This is a genomic window from Paraburkholderia acidiphila, from assembly GCF_009789655.1.
Lineage (GTDB): Bacteria > Pseudomonadota > Gammaproteobacteria > Burkholderiales > Burkholderiaceae > Paraburkholderia > Paraburkholderia acidiphila.
The window spans coordinates 103,639-118,485 of the sequence record NZ_CP046912.1; the positions used below are offsets into that span (position 1 = coordinate 103,639).

Annotated in this window: 15 protein-coding genes and 1 pseudogene; 12 read left to right on the forward strand and 4 right to left on the reverse strand. The window is 65.8% G+C overall.

Features of this window, described 5'->3' with window-relative positions:
- The first annotated feature begins 82 nt into the window (after positions 1-82).
- The 3 genes and pseudogenes from FAZ97_RS30735 to FAZ97_RS30745 all read left to right on the forward strand — a co-directional run bounded on the left by FAZ97_RS30735 (position 83) and on the right by FAZ97_RS30745 (position 2,595).
- Entirely contained in the window at positions 83-346 is a 264-nt protein-coding gene (locus FAZ97_RS30735) for a DUF6723 family protein (protein ID WP_158762562.1), read from the forward strand.
- 229 nt (positions 347-575) lie between these two features.
- A pseudogene (locus FAZ97_RS30740) lies at positions 576-1,748 on the forward strand (cysteine desulfurase family protein); the annotation flags it as partial.
- 40 nt (positions 1,749-1,788) lie between these two features.
- Positions 1,789-2,595 carry a sulfite exporter TauE/SafE family protein gene (locus FAZ97_RS30745; RefSeq protein ID WP_158762564.1) on the forward strand — a complete coding sequence of 269 codons (807 nt, stop codon included), beginning with the start codon at positions 1,789-1,791 and terminating at the stop codon, positions 2,593-2,595.
- A gap of 18 nt (positions 2,596-2,613) precedes the next feature.
- Here the strand turns inward: FAZ97_RS30745 and gcvA are convergent, their stop codons facing one another.
- Complete coding sequence (gene gcvA / locus FAZ97_RS30750) at positions 2,614-3,522, reverse strand: transcriptional regulator GcvA (protein ID WP_158762565.1); 909 nt, start codon at positions 3,520-3,522, stop codon at positions 2,614-2,616.
- Between the two features lie 178 nt (positions 3,523-3,700).
- On the opposite strand from gcvA, the gene FAZ97_RS30755 reads away from it, so the two are divergent.
- The 3 genes from FAZ97_RS30755 (at position 3,701) to FAZ97_RS30765 (ending at position 6,055) form a co-directional block, all read left to right on the forward strand.
- Positions 3,701-4,504: a hypothetical protein gene (locus tag FAZ97_RS30755; RefSeq protein WP_158762566.1), complete on the forward strand. Its 804-nt coding sequence runs from the start codon at positions 3,701-3,703 to the stop codon at positions 4,502-4,504.
- Positions 4,505-4,636: 132 nt separating this feature from the next.
- Positions 4,637-4,906 carry a ubiquitin family protein gene (locus FAZ97_RS30760; protein WP_158762567.1) on the forward strand — a complete coding sequence of 90 codons (270 nt, stop codon included), beginning with the start codon at positions 4,637-4,639 and terminating at the stop codon, positions 4,904-4,906.
- A gap of 30 nt (positions 4,907-4,936) precedes the next feature.
- Positions 4,937-6,055, forward strand: coding sequence for a WD40/YVTN/BNR-like repeat-containing protein (locus tag FAZ97_RS30765; RefSeq protein ID WP_158762568.1), 1,119 nt, complete (start codon positions 4,937-4,939; stop codon positions 6,053-6,055).
- Between the two features lie 42 nt (positions 6,056-6,097).
- On the opposite strand, the gene FAZ97_RS30770 is transcribed toward FAZ97_RS30765, so the two are convergent.
- Complete coding sequence (locus FAZ97_RS30770) at positions 6,098-7,015, reverse strand: LysR family transcriptional regulator (RefSeq protein ID WP_158762569.1); 918 nt, start codon at positions 7,013-7,015, stop codon at positions 6,098-6,100.
- 139 nt (positions 7,016-7,154) lie between these two features.
- On the opposite strand from FAZ97_RS30770, the gene FAZ97_RS30775 reads away from it, so the two are divergent.
- The 6 genes from FAZ97_RS30775 (at position 7,155) to FAZ97_RS30800 (ending at position 13,924) form a co-directional block, all read left to right on the forward strand.
- The gene (locus FAZ97_RS30775; protein WP_158762570.1) at positions 7,155-8,444 is read left to right on the forward strand and encodes an MFS transporter; all 1,290 of its coding nucleotides are present in this window, start codon (positions 7,155-7,157) and stop codon (positions 8,442-8,444) included.
- A gap of 74 nt (positions 8,445-8,518) precedes the next feature.
- Complete coding sequence (locus FAZ97_RS30780) at positions 8,519-10,021, forward strand: M81 family metallopeptidase (protein WP_158762571.1); 1,503 nt, start codon at positions 8,519-8,521, stop codon at positions 10,019-10,021.
- 208 nt (positions 10,022-10,229) lie between these two features.
- Positions 10,230-10,550 carry a DUF4148 domain-containing protein gene (locus FAZ97_RS30785; RefSeq protein WP_158762572.1) on the forward strand — a complete coding sequence of 107 codons (321 nt, stop codon included), beginning with the start codon at positions 10,230-10,232 and terminating at the stop codon, positions 10,548-10,550.
- 134 nt (positions 10,551-10,684) lie between these two features.
- Complete coding sequence (locus tag FAZ97_RS30790) at positions 10,685-11,086, forward strand: PPC domain-containing DNA-binding protein (RefSeq protein WP_158762573.1); 402 nt, start codon at positions 10,685-10,687, stop codon at positions 11,084-11,086.
- 187 nt (positions 11,087-11,273) lie between these two features.
- Positions 11,274-11,717, forward strand: coding sequence for a hypothetical protein (locus FAZ97_RS30795; RefSeq protein WP_158762574.1), 444 nt, complete (start codon positions 11,274-11,276; stop codon positions 11,715-11,717).
- Positions 11,718-11,806: 89 nt separating this feature from the next.
- Positions 11,807-13,924 (forward strand): phosphocholine-specific phospholipase C, encoded by a 2,118-nt coding sequence (locus FAZ97_RS30800; RefSeq protein WP_158762575.1) that lies wholly within the window; start codon positions 11,807-11,809, stop codon positions 13,922-13,924.
- A gap of 83 nt (positions 13,925-14,007) precedes the next feature.
- On the opposite strand, the gene FAZ97_RS30805 is transcribed toward FAZ97_RS30800, so the two are convergent.
- Together FAZ97_RS30805 and FAZ97_RS30810 are read right to left on the reverse strand one after the other, a co-directional pair.
- Positions 14,008-14,298, reverse strand: a complete 291-nt coding sequence (locus FAZ97_RS30805; protein ID WP_158762576.1) for a hypothetical protein — start codon at positions 14,296-14,298, stop codon at positions 14,008-14,010.
- Between the two features lie 46 nt (positions 14,299-14,344).
- Complete coding sequence (locus FAZ97_RS30810) at positions 14,345-14,827, reverse strand: Spy/CpxP family protein refolding chaperone (protein ID WP_233271982.1); 483 nt, start codon at positions 14,825-14,827, stop codon at positions 14,345-14,347.
- Positions 14,828-14,847: the final 20 nt, after the last annotated feature.

Below are 14,847 nucleotides of genomic sequence, written 5' to 3' on the forward strand. Positions count from 1 at the left end.
GGCACGGCGGCAACGGCGCGCCAGGCGCGACGTTTGCTGGGTATTTCGCCTATCTCGTCCTGGATATTCGCGGAGTGCCGACATGCCAGAAAAACGGCCGAAACCGGCCATGCGCCGCCCGACCACCGTGGAAGACTACGAAGTTTTCTGCGGCGAGCAGATCGACGGCGCGGGCCGCTACTACGGATTGCTGCGTATTCGCCGCAAGACCGATGGGCGGCTCATCTATCCGTTCGACGGCTGCCCGCGTCCGGGGCCTTGCGCATCGGGTCCGCTCGCGCGGCAACAGGCCCTCACGCTCGCCGACGAGCTGATCCGCGCAGACATCGCGACACCCGAAGAGTGACGCGGCGCCGCGCGCTCACAGCGGAAACACCCCGTACATCGAAGCTCCCCACGCAGAAGAACGGCCCGCGCCACGCTACGTCTCGGGCTTGGTCGAGAATTTCATTTCGCAAGAGGCCTCTCGCGTAGAAATGGATACTCCTCTCTTTGGAGAATCCGCTTAATTTTGGAATCATTTTTTAGTGCCCGACGCGTAGCATTCTCGAAATTCCGTTGTGCGAGAAACGAAGATGAGCGAGAAGGGCGATTTGCGTTACTTTGACTATGCCGCGACCACCCCGGCGGACCCGCGGGTGATCGAGGCGATGTTCGGCTGTCTGGGCATGGAAGGCGACTTCGGCAATCCGGCCTCCAGCTCGCATGGCGCGGGCCAGCGGGCGCGGCGGCTCGTCGAGCAGGCGCGCAAGGACGTGGCGTCGCTCATCGGCGCCGATGCCGAAGAGATCGTCTGGACTTCCGGCGCGACCGAGTCGAACAATCTCGCGCTCAAGGGCTATGCGGATCGCGCGACGCAAAAGCGCCACCTGATTACGAGCCAGCTCGAGCACAAGGCCATTCTCGACACGATGACGAGCCTCGAAGCGCGCGGCATGGCCGTCACGCGGCTCGCGCCGAACGCGCACGGCGAAATCACGGCCGAGGCCGTGGCCGCGGCGCTGACGCCCGATACCGGGCTCGTCTCGCTCATGCTGGTCAACAACGAACTGGGCACGCTCACCGACGTCGCCGCGATTGCGCGCGTGGTGCACGCCGCAGGCGCGCTGCTGCATGTCGATGCGGCGCAAGCGCTCGGCAAGACGCCCATCGACGTGAAAGCGATGGGCATCGACCTGCTCTCGATGTCGGCGCACAAGGTATATGGGCCGAAGGGCATTGGCGCCATCTACGTGAGCCGCGAGGCCTTCGAGCGCATCGCGCCGCAAATGCACGGTGGCGGCCACGAGCGCGGCTTGCGCTCGGGCACGCTGGCCACGCACCAGATCGTCGGCATGGGCGTGGCGTGCGTGATCGCGCGCGAGGCGCTGCAGGCGGACAGCGAGCGCATCGCCGGGCTCGGCGAGCGCCTGCTGGCCGCGGTGCTCGCACTGCCGGGCGTCACGCTCAATGCCGCGCGCGCGAAGCGCATTCCGCACACCTTGAGCCTCACGATCGATCTGCCGGGCTTCTTCCCGTTCCTGCTGACCGGCGACCTCGCGATTTCCTCGACGTCGGCCTGCAACTCGGCGGCGGGCACGCCTTCGCATGTGCTCACGGCAATCGGGGTGGGCGAGGAAGCGGCGAACCGCACGGTGCGTTTGAGCTTCGGGCGCTTCACGAAGCCGGAAGACGTCGATTTCGCGGTGGACTGCATCCGCCGCGCCGTGGCGCCGTGCCTGCCGGCAGCGGCGCTTGCAGAGACCGCTTGATCCCGGCGTTCAACGTCACGATGACCATCGAAGCGCGATGATCGTTTCACTCGTTCTCGGCGCCATGATCGGCGCGTTGCTGGGACTCACGGGCGCTGGCGGCGGCATTCTCGCCGTGCCGGCCATCGTGGTGGGCATGGGCTGGCCGATGCAGCAGGCCACGCCGGTCGCCTTGATCGCCGTGGCGAGCAGCGCGGGGATCGGCGCGCTCGAAGCCTTCAGAAAGCGCCTCGTGCGCTATCGTGCGGCGTTCTGCATGGCGCTGGCGGGCGTGCCGACCACGTGGCTCGGCGTGCGCCTCGCGCAAGCCATGCCGCAGCGCCTGCTGCTCGCGCTCTTCGCCGGCGTCATGCTGTTCGTGGCCGTGCGGCTGCTGCGCCAAACCATCGGGAAAAAGCGCGCGCTGCAGGAAGCGTCGCCGCTTTGCGTGGGTCGCATCAATCCCGACACGGGGCGCCTCGTCTGGTCGAAAACCACCGCGCTCGCGCTCGCCTCGACCGGCGCGTTGACAGGCCTGATGACGGGTCTGCTCGGCGTGGGCGGCGGTTTCATCATCGTGCCCATGCTGCGCAAGCTCACGAATATTTCCATGCACGGCATCGTCGCGACGTCGCTGATGGTCATCGCGCTCGTGGGCTCCGGCGGCGTGGTGGCGACGGTGCTGCACGGCGTGCCGCTGCGGCTCGACCTCACGCTCTGGTTCAGCGTCGCGACCGTCGCGGGCATGGTGCTGGGCCGCCACGTTTCGCATCGCGTCTCTGCGCGGCACACGCAGATGGGGTTCGCCGCCATCCTCGTGTGCGTGGCGTGCGGCATGCTCGCGAAGGTGGCGCTCGGTTACTGAGCGGCGCGCTGTCTCGCTTTAGCCAACCTCGGCAAGAAAGATCCGGATTTCGTCGGCGAGCCAGTCGCGCACGGCGCGCACCTTGGGATCGTCGCGGCTGCCGATGCGGTAGACGAGGTCATGGCCGCGCTCGGACTCGAGACGCAACTGCGCAAACGGCGCGACCAGCCGCCCAGCCGCGATGTCGTCCGCCACGATCACGCTGCGCCCGAGCGCCACGCCTTCGCCGCGTATCGCCGCCTCGATCGCGAGGCTCCCGTGGCTGTACGCCGTGCCGCGATCGCTGCGCACGCCGCTCAAACCCGCCAACGCCAGCCATTGCTCCCAGTTCGCGAGCATGCCGCCCTCGTGCAGCAAGGTGCAGCGCGCGAGGCTTTCCACCGAGGCCATGCCGCCCATCTTCGCCTGATAGTCAGCACTGCAAACGGGTGTCACGGTCTCGTCCAGAATGCGCTCGGCCAGCACGCGCGGGTAGCGCCCGCTGCCGTAGCGAATGGCCACATCGACGTCCGAGTCGTTCAGGTCGACGTATTTGTCCGTCACGTCGAGGTGCACGTCCAGTTCCGGATGGCGGGCCTTCAGGCGATAGAGACGGGGCGCGAGCCAGCGGTTCGCGAAGGACACGCTGGCATTGATCTTCAGTCGCGTGACGCTGTCGTGCGTGCGCAGGCGCTCGGACTCCTTGGTCAATTCAGCGAGCGCGCGGTTCACGGCCAGCAGGAACTCGGCGCCCGCCTCGGTCAGGACGATGCGCCGCGTGAGGCGCTGAAAGAGCGCCACGCCCAGATGGCTTTCGAGCGTCTTGATGTGGCGGCTCACGGCGCCATGCGTGACGTGCAGTTCCTGCGCCGCCAGCGTCATGCTGAGGAGCCGCCCGGTGGCTTCGAAGGCGCGCAGCGTTTGCAGCGGGGGAAGGCGGTCGAACATGGAGCGGGATGCGTGCAGTATGTGTGAGTTTTGCTCACGCATTATATGACGACAAATGGTTTGTCAGCCACGTTGGCGCGCTTCAATATGGGCACAAAGCCGCGGGACGTAAGGTAACTCGTGCTACGCCGGCCGCGCATTCCCGAAAGTTGGCATTCTCCGCATTGCGTCGCTCATCATGGATCTTCTGCTTTTCAAGCTCGTCGTTACGCCGTTGTTGCTGATGGCCGCCAGTCTTGCCGCTCGCCGCTGGGGCGAAGCGGTCGGCGGGTTGCTCGTGGGGCTGCCGCTCACGTCGGGGCCGGTCTCGGTTTTTCTCGCGCTGGAACACGGCCCGGCGTTCGCGGCGCAAGCCACGTCGGGCTCGCTCGTGGCAACGGCGGCGCAGGCCGCATTTTGCGTCGCCTATTGCCGGGTGGCTGCGCGCGGCTGGAAGGTGGCGCTCGCAGCGGGAGGCGCGACGTTCGCCCTCGTGGCCCTCTTGCTGCAATGGAGCGCGCTGCCGGCCCACGGACTTTATCTCTTCGCGATTCTGTCCATCGCGCTTGCGCTGAACCTCATCCCCAACAAGCCGGCAAGGACCGCGCGGCTCACGCCGCCGTGGTGGGATCTGCCTTCGCGCATGTTGCTCATCGCCGGTCTCGTGGTGAGCGTGACGCTGATCGCGCCTTACGTCGGCCCCGAGGCGAGCGGCGTGCTCGCGTCGTTTCCGTTCATGGCGATCATCCTCGCCGTGTTCGCGCATCGCATGATCGGCCATGAGGCGGCGCAGCAACTGATGCGCGGCATGACCACGGGGTTGCTCGGCTTCGCCTCGTTCTTCTTCGTGCTGAGCCTCACGCTCACACACTGGAACCTGCTGGCCGCTTACGGCACAGCGATTCTCTGCGTGCTCACGATCCAGGCGATTTCGCTGTATCGCATGCGCTTGCCGACGCCTTGCCTGCACGGCAAATCCAAACCGGAAGGCAGTACACCTTAACGACTGGCTTTGCTTGCTGCGCTGCATCGCAGGACACGGGGCTTGGGGGTACGGCAACGCCTCGAAGCCCACGGCGGATGGCCTACACTACAGAACCGGCGGATGCGGCCACTTCCGCACCGCCGGCCCGCCATGGCGCACCTCTTTTTCGCAGCTTCCATTCAGCGGCACGTCGCGACGCCCGAGCGCGAGGTCGACGCGCGCACGCTACGCGAAGCGTTCGATGCCGTGTTTGCCGAGCAGCCGCGTTTGCGCGGCTATATCCTCGACGATCAGGGCGCGCTGCGCAAACATCTGGCGGTGTTCGTGGATGGCGTGCGGCTGCGCGACCGCGAGCATCTGAGCGATACGCTCGGAGCGGCGAGCCGGGTGTATGTCGTGCAGGCGCTGTCCGGTGGATAAGCAGCAGGGCTTCGACAGGAGACATGCGAAATGAGCGATCGGCTACTAGTCGCAACGCGCAAGGGGCTATTCGTGATGCAAGCCGACGGAGAGGGCGGCTGGACCATCGGCGAGCCTGAATTCTTCGGCGAGCCAGTGAGCATGGTGATGCCCGACACGCGCGACGGCTCGCTTTATGCCGCGCTCAATCTCGGCCACTTCGGCGTGAAGCTGCATCGCAGGCGCGCGGGCATGCCGGACTGGGAAGAGTGCGCGGTGCCGGTGTATCCGCCGCAGCCTGCCGAGGATATTCAGGCCAACGAACCGGATGCATTGGGGCGTTTGCCCGCGCCGTGGTCGCTGCAGCAGATCTGGTCGCTCGAGCCTGGCGGCGCTGACGAGCCGGGCGTGCTGTGGGCGGGCACAATACCGGGCGGCCTGTTTCGTTCCACAGACAGCGGCGACACGTGGGAACTGAACCGCGCGCTGTGGGACCGCCCGGAGCGGCGCGAATGGGCGGGCGGCGGCTACGACGCGCCGGGCATTCACTCAGTGATGGTCGATCCGCGCGACAGTCAGCACGTCACGGTGGGCGTGTCGTGTGGCGGCGTCTGGCAAACGGGCGACGGCGGCGCGACCTGGCGCCTCACTGCCGAGGGCATGGAAGCCGACTACATGCCGCCCGAGCTGCGCGGCGAGCCCAACGCGCAGGACCCGCACCGCGTGGTGCAATGCGCGGCGAACCCGGATGTGCTGTGGACGCAGCATCACTGCGCGATCTTCCGCTCGACCGATGGCGCGGCGCACTGGCGGCGTATCGAAGCGCAGCCGTCGAGCTTTGGTTTCGCGGTCGTGGTGCATCCGCGCGAGCCCGATACGGCGTGGTTCGTGCCGGCGCAAAAGGACCAGTACCGCGTTCCCGTGGATGGCCAGTTCGTCGTCACGCGCACGCGCGACGGCGGGCGCACGTTCGAACGATTCTCGAACGGGTTGCCGGCAGCGCCCGCGTACGACATCGTGTACCGGCATGGGCTCGATATCGACGACTCCGGAACGCGTCTTGCCATGGGGTCGACAACGGGTGCGCTATGGACCTCGGATGACGGCGGCGAAAACTGGCAACTCGTCTCGGCGCACTTGCCGCCGGTGTATTGCGTGCGGTTTGGGTGACAGCGTGGGCCTCGCGCATACTGAGGCCTGCATGCACACGCTCTAGGCCGCCGCCTGAAACATCGTCATCCGCCGCAGGATCCATTCAAGCAGTTCATGCGCGGCCGCAACAAGCGGCCGCCCCGACTTCACGAGCACACGCGCCTTCGTGCCTTGAAAGAGCGCGTGATCGATCGGCACGGTCACAAGTTCACCGGCCTCGATCTCGCGCGAGGCGGCGAACTCGCCAATCAGCGTCGCGAAGTTTTCCACGGCGACAAAACGCTTGAGAGCGGTAAGCGAATTCGTGGTGAGCGTCGCGCGAATCTCGACGTTCTCCGCGAACGCCAGCATCTTCGCGAGATGCCCGATGCCGAACGTGCTCGGCATCAACGCGAGCGGCCACGCAAGCAGGTCGTCGATCGTGGCGGGCGTGCCGCGCAGCGCGAGCGGATGGTCGCGGCGCACCAGCAGCACGACGGGCTGCGCCGAACTCGCGCGGTATTCGATGCGCTCATGCGGCGGCGGGTTGAAGGCAAGCCCGATATGCGCACGGCTTTCGGCAACTTCACCCAGCACATCGTCCACAGGCAGCATCGTGAGGCTCACGTCGAGCTTCGGATAACACGCGCAGAACGGCGAGATGACCTCGGCGACGAGCGCATCCACGTAGCCTTCGCTTACAGCCAGATCCACGCGGCCTTGCTGGAGCCCGCGCAACGCGTGCAACTGATCCTCGAACTTCTCCTGCTGCGCGCGATAGCCGCGCCAGAACTCCAGCAGATGCGCCGCCGCCTCGGTGGGCTTCACGCCGCGCGCCTGGCGCTCGAACAGTTGCGCGCCCAGCTCGTCCTCCAGCAGCTTGATTTGCCGTGTGATGACCGAGGGCGAGGTGTTCAGGCTGTCCGCGGCGCCGCGGATCGTGCCGTGCGTGAGCACCTCGTGGAAATAACGCAGCCGCTGCTGATTGATCTCGCGCATCGCGCCCTCGTTCGCGTAAGTGAAGCAACGGGACTGTTGCCTGAATATGAACGATGTGTGAACTTTGTTGCTCTTGCTGGCGAATTATGCCCTGGCCAGGATGGTATTGCGCACGACGCCCACCACCAGGAGACAGGACATGGCCGCCATTCTTCCCCGCGCGAGAAGCCTCGACGCTTCCGCGCTCTACAGCAGGATCAACGCGCGCTTGCTGCCGTTTCTGCTGATCTGCTATTTGTTTGCTTACCTCGACCGCGTAAACGTCGGGTTCGCCAAGCTGCAGATGCAGACCGACCTCGGCTTCTCCGATGCCGCCTATGGCGTGGGCGCGGGCATCTTCTTCATCGGCTATGTGCTGTTCGAATTGCCGAGCAACCTGTTGCTGCCGAAAATCGGCGCGCGCAAGACCTTCGGGCGCATTCTCGTGCTGTGGGGCATCACGTCGGCGTGCATGCTGTTCGTACGCAGCGTTCCCGCGTTCTACGCCATGCGCTTTTTGCTCGGCGTGTTCGAAGCCGGTTTCGCGCCGGGCATGATCTTCTATCTCTCACGCTGGTATGGTCCCTCGCGCATGGCGCGCGCTATCGCGATGGTGTTCCTCGCCGGCCCGATCGGCGGCATTGTCGGCGGCCCGGTTTCGGCGGCCATCATGAGTACGCTGGCGGGGAAGGCGGGACTCGCGGGCTGGCAATGGATGTTTCTCGTGGAAGGCCTGCCGTGCATCGTGCTTGGCATCGCGACGTTCTTCTATTTGCCCGATCGCCCGGCCGACGCCGCATGGCTGAGCGATGATGAAAAGCGCCAGATCGAAGCCGAGGTCGGTGCACCCGAGGCGCACGCCACCTCGTTCGGCAGCGTGCTGCGCGATCGCAAGGTGTATGTGCTGGCGTTCGCGTACTTCTGCATCATCGCGTCGATTTACGCCATCAGCTTTTGGTTGCCCGCCATTCTCAAGGCGCAGGGCGTGAGCAATCTGATCACGCTGGGCTGGTACACGTCGATTCCGTATGTCGCGGCGGCGGTGGGCATGCTCTATATGGGCCGCCGTTCCGACCGGCTCGGCGAGCGGCGCTTTCACTGCGCCATACCGGCAGCGGCCGCCGCGCTGCTTTTCGCGCTATGCGCGGCCACCGGCAACCATCTGGCGCCCACGCTCGCGCTGCTCACGCTCGTGACGATGGCGCTGTGGATGGCCTACACGGTCTTCTGGGCGATTCCGCCCGAGTACATCAAGGGACCGGCCGCGGCGGGTGGCATTGCGCTCATCAACACCATCGGACTTTCCGGCGGATTCTGGGGGCCTGCTGCCATCGGCTGGATCAAGACGGCGGCGGGCAGCCTGCAGCCGGCGCTGCTCGCCATGGGGGGCGTGTCGCTCGTCGGCGCGCTGCTGATTCTTTCGGTCAGGCTCTCTAGCGCGAAGCGCTGAACGCACGTTATGCCTTCAAGGCACGGCAAGCAATTCAATTGATCAGTCATCCTATGCAAGTGAGGTAAAGGAAAATGAAGATTCTCATCGCGGGCTTCCAGCACGAAACCAATACGTTCGCCCCGACGAAAGCCAGCTATCAAAGCTTCGTGCAGGGCGAGGGCTTTCCGCCGCTCACGCGCGGCGCCGACGTGCTCTCGCTGCGCGACGTGAACGTGCCCGCGGGCGGCTTCATCCAGGCGGCGGAAGCGGCCGGCCATACGCTCGTGCCGGTCATCTGGGCCGGGGCCAGCGCCTCCGCGCACGTGACCGAAGACGCGTTCGAGCGCATTGCCGGCGAAATTATCGATGCCGTGCGGCGCGGCGGCTTCGACGCGATCTATCTCGACCTGCACGGCGCGATGGTCACCGAGCATCTGGACGACGGCGAAGGTGCGCTGCTCGCGCGTGTGCGGGCCATCGTGGGTAGCGACATGCCCCTGGTGGTTTCGCTCGATCTGCACGCCAACGTGACCGAGCAGATGTTCACGCACGCCGACGCCATGGTCGCGTATCGCACTTATCCGCATGTCGACATGGCCGAAACGGGCGCGCGCGCCGCGCAAATCCTCGCGCGTCTCGTCGCCGAGCCCGGGCGCAGGCTCAAGCGCTACGTGCGCCGCATTCCGTTCCTGATTCCGGTAAACGGCATGTGCACGCTCGCGGAACCGGCGCGCGGCACGTACGCGCATCTCGCGCAGCTAGAGGACGATTCGGTCGTCTCGCTTTCGTTCGCGCCGGGTTTTCCCGCCTCCGATTTCCCCGAATGCGGCGCGGCCGTGTGGGGTTATGGCTTCGACGAAGCCGCCGTGGTGACGGCGGTGAACGCGCTGGCTTCGGCCATCGTCGGGCAGGAGCGCGACTGGGACGTGCGCTTTCTCGACCCCGACGCCGCCGTGCGCGAAGCCATGCGTCTGGCCGAGCACGCCACGCAACCGGTCGTCATCGCCGATACGCAGGACAACCCGGGCGTGGGCGGCGACTCGAACACCATGGGCCTCGTGCGCGCACTGCTGCGCCAGGGCGCGCGCGATGCGGCCGTGGGCCTGATCTGGGACCCGCAGGCGGCGGCCAAGGCGCATGAAGCGGGCGTGGGCGCGACGATCGAACTGGCGCTCGCGGGCGGCACGGGCGTGCCCGGCGACGCGCCGCTCGCCGGGCGCTTCGTCGTGGAGCATCTCGCCGATGGGCGCGTGCGCTTCGACGGCCCGATGATGAACGGCATGTGGACCGAGATCGGGCCGGTGGCGTGCCTGCGCATCGACGGCGTGAGGATCGCGGTCAGTTCGGTGAAGATGCAGATATTCGACCGCAACCTGTATCGCGCGGCGGGTATCGAACCGGAGCGCATGAAGATTCTCGTCAACAAGAGCTCGGTCCACTATCGCGCGGATTTCGATGCGATCGCCTCCGCGCATCTCGTGGCAAAAGCGCCTGGCCCCATGGCCGCCGACCCTGCCGATTTGCCGTGGCAGCGCATCGATACGCGCCTGCGCTTGCGTCCGAACGGCGTGTCGCTCAGCGAGTTGCGGGAGTAGGCGGGGTTTTTGTATCGTTGTGTATCCGCCGGAGCAATGGACAAGGAGGCTTGCAAAAGCAGGGGTTGGTGGAAACAAGCGGGATACGTGCGGGCGTTCAAATACACCCATGCCAGTCAGCGACGTCGCCAGGCAGACATCGAAAGGACTGGACGCACGAGCCACGCAAATATGGACCGAACCAACTCATTGCTTACAGGTGGACACCATGAAACTCATCAAGTCGCTGATCGCTGCCGCTGTGGTCGCTGTTCCCGTCGTCTCCTTCGCGCAGTCGGCCGAGCCGCTCACGCGTGCTCAGGTCCGCGCCGAACTGGTGCAACTCGAAAAGGCCGGCTACAACCCGGCCGCCGACTACAACGACTATCCGCAGCATATCGAAGCGGCCGAAGCGAAGGTGAGTGCGCAGAACGGCGCGGCGGCATCGGCATTCGGCGGCGTGGCGGAGGGTTCGTCGGCAGCGGGCGTGGCTACGGCATCGGCGCCTCATGACATTCCCGGCTTCGGTTCGATCTACGCGCATCAGTGATGGGCGATTGAAGGTGTGAGTCAAAGGGCGGCCCGCTTCGTGCGGGCCGTTGCCCATCTTGCGACTTGCCTCATCCTCCATCCCGGCCTAACCTGTGCCGAATGCGACAAAGCGGTGACGCCCCCGAGCCCAGCATGCAAATCCATCCCGTACGGCTGTCTCCCGGCGACGACCTGCGCGTCGCGGTCGAAGGCTTGCTCGGCCAGCACGCCTCGCATGCGGCGTTCGTCATCCAGGGTATCGGCAGCTTGAGTGTCGCGCAGTTGCGATTCGCTGGCGTGGAAACGCCGACCGAATTGCGCGGCGACCTCGAAATCCTCACACTCGCGGGCTCCGTGTCGCCCGATGGCGCGCATCTGCACATGTCCGTCTCCGACGCGCAAGGCCGCGTGTTCGGCGGCCACGTCGCGCGCGGCTGCACGGTGCGTACCACGGCCGAACTGCTGCTCGTGCTGCTGCCCGGCCATCGCTTCTCGCGCGAACTCGATTCCTCGACCGGATACGCGGAACTGCAGATCCGCGACGCGCAAGACTAATCCGCCTGCGCCGCCATTCGAGCGGCCCCACGCATCGTCACAAAACTTAAAAGCGGCTTCGCTATGCTTCGGCGTTGCCTCGCCGCTGCCTGCGCTGTTGCAGGCGCTGTTACGTAAATTGCGCGCGAGGCCCCGCTCGGGCCGCTCCTCGAGCCGTTGTTGTGCCTCTATCTGGACGGAGACTTCGATGACGGTCGAATCCGCGCCGGCGCGCCTGCTTTTGCAAGGCGCATCGCGCAAACGTTTGAGCTTGCCCGATGCATTCGCCACCACGCGTGCGCCCGCCATGCTGCTTGCATGCGCGGCCGCGCTTTGTACGCTTGGCGCTTGCAGCGCACGCGATAGCGACACGCGCGCCGCGCTCACCACCAACGCCGCACGCGAACTCGCGCAAGCGCAGCCGGGCAGCCAGCTGCAGAGCCCGCAGCTTGCCAACGCATTCACGCTGGCGCCGGATGCGGCCGCATCGACTCTCCCAGATAGTGCGAACAGCGTGGCAAACGCCGGCGTAGCGTTGCCCGCGAACGCCGTGCGCTCGCCGGCCAGGCCACCTGCGATCGGGAGCCAGCAGGACGCACAAGCCGCGCAAATCGAACCGCTTGTCACACCCGTAATCCACACCGCCGATTGACGTACCCGGCCGCGCTGCGTTGCCGCCTGCCGAGCGTCCGGGCGGCGTGCCGCGCGTGCCATTCTCAACCTGAAGATGGAAACCACAAGATGACATCGAGAAGCCGCCGTGACTTTCTCCGCACCGCCGCGATGAGCGCCGGTTCGGCCACCGCCCTGACGATGCTGCCGCAGGGCATCCGCAACGCGCTCGCGATTCCCGCGAACAATCGCACGGGGAGCATCCGCGATGTCGAGCACATCGTGATCCTCATGCAGGAGAACCGTTCGTTCGACCATTACTTCGGTACGTTGCGCGGCGTGCGCGGCTTCGGCGACACGCGCACGATCACGCTGCCCACCGGCAAGCCGGTGTGGAACCAGCCGCTCGCGGCCGGTGGCGCGGGCGAAGTGCTGCCGTTCCATCCCACCGCGGCCAACCTCGGCCTGCAGTTCATCCAGGATCTGCCGCACGACTGGACCACGACGCACGCTGCCTGGAACGGCGGACGCTACGACCAGTGGGTGCCCGCCAAGGGCACGACGACGATGGCGTACCTCACGCGCGACGACATCCCGTTTCACTACCAGCTCGCCGACGCTTTCACGATTTGCGACGCGTACCACTGCTCGACGATGACCGCGACCGACCCGAACCGCTACTACATGTGGACCGGCTGGGTGGGCAACGACGGCAGCGGCGGCGGCCCGGTGATCGACAACGCGGAAGCGGGCTATGGCTGGTCCACGTATCCCGAAGTGCTGCAAAGCGCGGGCATTACGTGGAAGATCTATCAGGACGAGGGCGAAGGTCTGAACGCCAATGGCTCATGGGGCTGGACGGGCGACAACCCGTACATCGGCAACTACGGCGACAACTCGCTGCTGTACTTCCATCAATACCAGAACGCGCAGCCGGGCAATCCGCTGTACGACCGCGCCCGCACGGGCACGAACGTGCTCGCGGGCGGCGGCTATTTCGATGTACTGAAGCAGGACGTGGCGAACAACGCACTGCCGCAGGTCTCGTGGATCGTTGCGCCGGAAGCGTATTCGGAGCATCCGAACTGGCCCGCGAACTACGGCGCATGGTACGTCGATCAGGTGCTGCAGATTCTCACGTCGAACCCGGACCTGTGGAGCAAGACCGTGCTGCTCGTGAACTACGACGAGAACGACGGCTTCTTCGATCACCTCGCGCCTCCGTTCCCGCCCGCTTCGAGCGCGAACGGCCTCTCGACCGTCGACACCACCAACGAGATTTTCCCGGGCAGCAGCAAGTACGCGGCGGGCCCGTATGGCCTCGGGCCGCGCGTGCCGATGCTCGTGGTCTCGCCGTGGTCGCGCGGCGGCTGGGTGTGCTCGGAAACGTTCGACCATACATCGGTGATCCGCTTCATCGAGAAGCGCTTCGGTGTGCATCACGATCTGCGCGAGCCGAATATCACGCCGTGGCGCCGCGCGGTGTGCGGCGACCTCACGTCGGCATTCAACTTCGCCACGCCCAACGCGGCAATTCCCGCGCTGCCTTCCACGACGGGCTATGCGCCGCCCGACAAGCTCCGTCACCCCGACTACGTGCCGGTCCCGCCCGCCGTGGGCAGCGTGCCGAAGCAGGAAGCGGGCGTGCGCAACGCGCGCGCGCTGCCGTATGAACTGTTCGTGCGCTTCGACGCGAATGCCGGTACGGGCGACGTCGCTGCGCGCTTCGTCAATTCGGGTCGCGCGGGCGCCGTGTTCCTCGTCTACGCGGCGGGCAGCACCGATGCGCCGCGCACCTATACGGTCGAAGCCGGCAAGCATCTGCAAGACAAGTTCGCGATTGGCGCGACCGGCGCGTACGACTTCACCGTGCATGGACCGAACGGTTTTCTGCGCCGCTTCGCGGGTACGCAGGTCAAATCGAGCTGGTTCGGTGGCAACGCAACGGCGCACCCCGAAGTGTCGGAGGGCTACGACGTGGCGAACGGCAACCTGCAACTGCGCCTCGAAAACCGGGGCGGTGCGCGTTGCCAGTTCACGATCGTCAACGCGTATGACCCGGGCACGAAGATCCAGCGCACCGTAACCGGCGGCGACACCGAGCAGCTCTATCTCGACCTGCGCAACGCGTACGGCTGGTACGACCTGACGATCACGGTCGACAGCGATTCGACGTTCGTGCGCCGCATTGCGGGCCACGTCGAAACGGGCCGCGCGAGCTATAGCGATCCCGCGCTCGGCGCCTGATGCGCGCTTGAGGCGTAAGACGAGCCACGGCTTTCGCGAGCCGTGGCTTTTTTTGTTTACCGCGAATTACAGCACGGCCGGCTCTAGCGCCAGCGCGGCGGCGGCGGCCCCCAGCCCGGATGCCGGACGTGTCTCGGCCCCCTGAAATGCGGCGGATGGTGCCACGGAGAAAAGCCGTGGCGCGAATACACGACCGGAGGCGGCCACATGGGCGCCGGATGCATGAAGAGGACGGGTGGCGGCGGCGCATAGAACGCCCCCGGAATACCGATGCCCACGCCCACATTGACGTTCACGCGCGCCTGTGCGGTTTGCATCGCGCACAGCGTCGGCGCGATACAAAGGAATGCAAACTTCAACACACGGAGTTTCATCGTCGACCCTCCGTCGCGAGCGCGCATTGCCGGCGCTCGCGGCTGGTTATTTCGTGTGCGCCTGCTCGGGCCGGAAAGCGGCGTCCGCAAGCTTCTTCTGCGCATCGGGCATATCCGCGTAGAGCGCCGAGAACGCGTCGAGCATCGCTTTGCTGCCATCGGCATTTGCCTGGGCGATCTCGTTCCACGATTGAAGGTTCTCCACCGCGGTTTGCTGCTGCGCGTTGTCGTGCCGCTGCTGGATCAGGTCGTCGACCGTTTTGGCGTTATTACGCATGACGTCGGCCACTTTCGCCCACTTATCCTCTTCGGCGGGAGTAATCTTCAGTTCGGCATGCAATTCTTTCACGCGGTCGTCGACGGTTTCAGCGTGATGCTGATGCGACGACGCAGCCGGAGCGCTGGCCTGCGCCCAGCATGTAGAAGTGCCGAGCAGGGCTAGTGCAAGCAGGACAGGTTTCATTGTCAGTCCTCGCGAAAAGCGTTCGCCGGTCAATGCCGGCGACCCGGAACGAACCGTTTTGATCATAGCAGCGCAAGCAAACAATT

What these genes read in the sequence shown, in the direction of transcription:
- FAZ97_RS30780 (WP_158762571.1), top strand. Translation starts at nt 8,519, where the DNA reads ATGAAGATTCTCATCGCGGGCTTCCAGCACGAAACCAATACGTTCGCC.
- FAZ97_RS30770 (WP_158762569.1), bottom strand. Translation starts at nt 7,015, where the DNA reads ATGCGCGAGATCAATCAGCAGCGGCTGCGTTATTTCCACGAGGTGCTC.
- FAZ97_RS30755 (WP_158762566.1), top strand. Translation starts at nt 3,701, where the DNA reads ATGGATCTTCTGCTTTTCAAGCTCGTCGTTACGCCGTTGTTGCTGATG.
- FAZ97_RS30785 (WP_158762572.1), top strand. Translation starts at nt 10,230, where the DNA reads ATGAAACTCATCAAGTCGCTGATCGCTGCCGCTGTGGTCGCTGTTCCC.
- FAZ97_RS30810 (WP_233271982.1), bottom strand. Translation starts at nt 14,827, where the DNA reads ATGATCAAAACGGTTCGTTCCGGGTCGCCGGCATTGACCGGCGAACGC.
- FAZ97_RS30760 (WP_158762567.1), top strand. Translation starts at nt 4,637, where the DNA reads ATGGCGCACCTCTTTTTCGCAGCTTCCATTCAGCGGCACGTCGCGACG.
- FAZ97_RS30775 (WP_158762570.1), top strand. Translation starts at nt 7,155, where the DNA reads ATGGCCGCCATTCTTCCCCGCGCGAGAAGCCTCGACGCTTCCGCGCTC.
- FAZ97_RS30805 (WP_158762576.1), bottom strand. Translation starts at nt 14,298, where the DNA reads ATGAAACTCCGTGTGTTGAAGTTTGCATTCCTTTGTATCGCGCCGACG.
- FAZ97_RS30795 (WP_158762574.1), top strand. Translation starts at nt 11,274, where the DNA reads ATGACGGTCGAATCCGCGCCGGCGCGCCTGCTTTTGCAAGGCGCATCG.
- FAZ97_RS30800 (WP_158762575.1), top strand. Translation starts at nt 11,807, where the DNA reads ATGACATCGAGAAGCCGCCGTGACTTTCTCCGCACCGCCGCGATGAGC.
- FAZ97_RS30735 (WP_158762562.1), top strand. Translation starts at nt 83, where the DNA reads ATGCCAGAAAAACGGCCGAAACCGGCCATGCGCCGCCCGACCACCGTG.
- FAZ97_RS30765 (WP_158762568.1), top strand. Translation starts at nt 4,937, where the DNA reads ATGAGCGATCGGCTACTAGTCGCAACGCGCAAGGGGCTATTCGTGATG.
- FAZ97_RS30745 (WP_158762564.1), top strand. Translation starts at nt 1,789, where the DNA reads ATGATCGTTTCACTCGTTCTCGGCGCCATGATCGGCGCGTTGCTGGGA.
- gcvA (WP_158762565.1), bottom strand. Translation starts at nt 3,522, where the DNA reads ATGTTCGACCGCCTTCCCCCGCTGCAAACGCTGCGCGCCTTCGAAGCC.
- FAZ97_RS30790 (WP_158762573.1), top strand. Translation starts at nt 10,685, where the DNA reads ATGCAAATCCATCCCGTACGGCTGTCTCCCGGCGACGACCTGCGCGTC.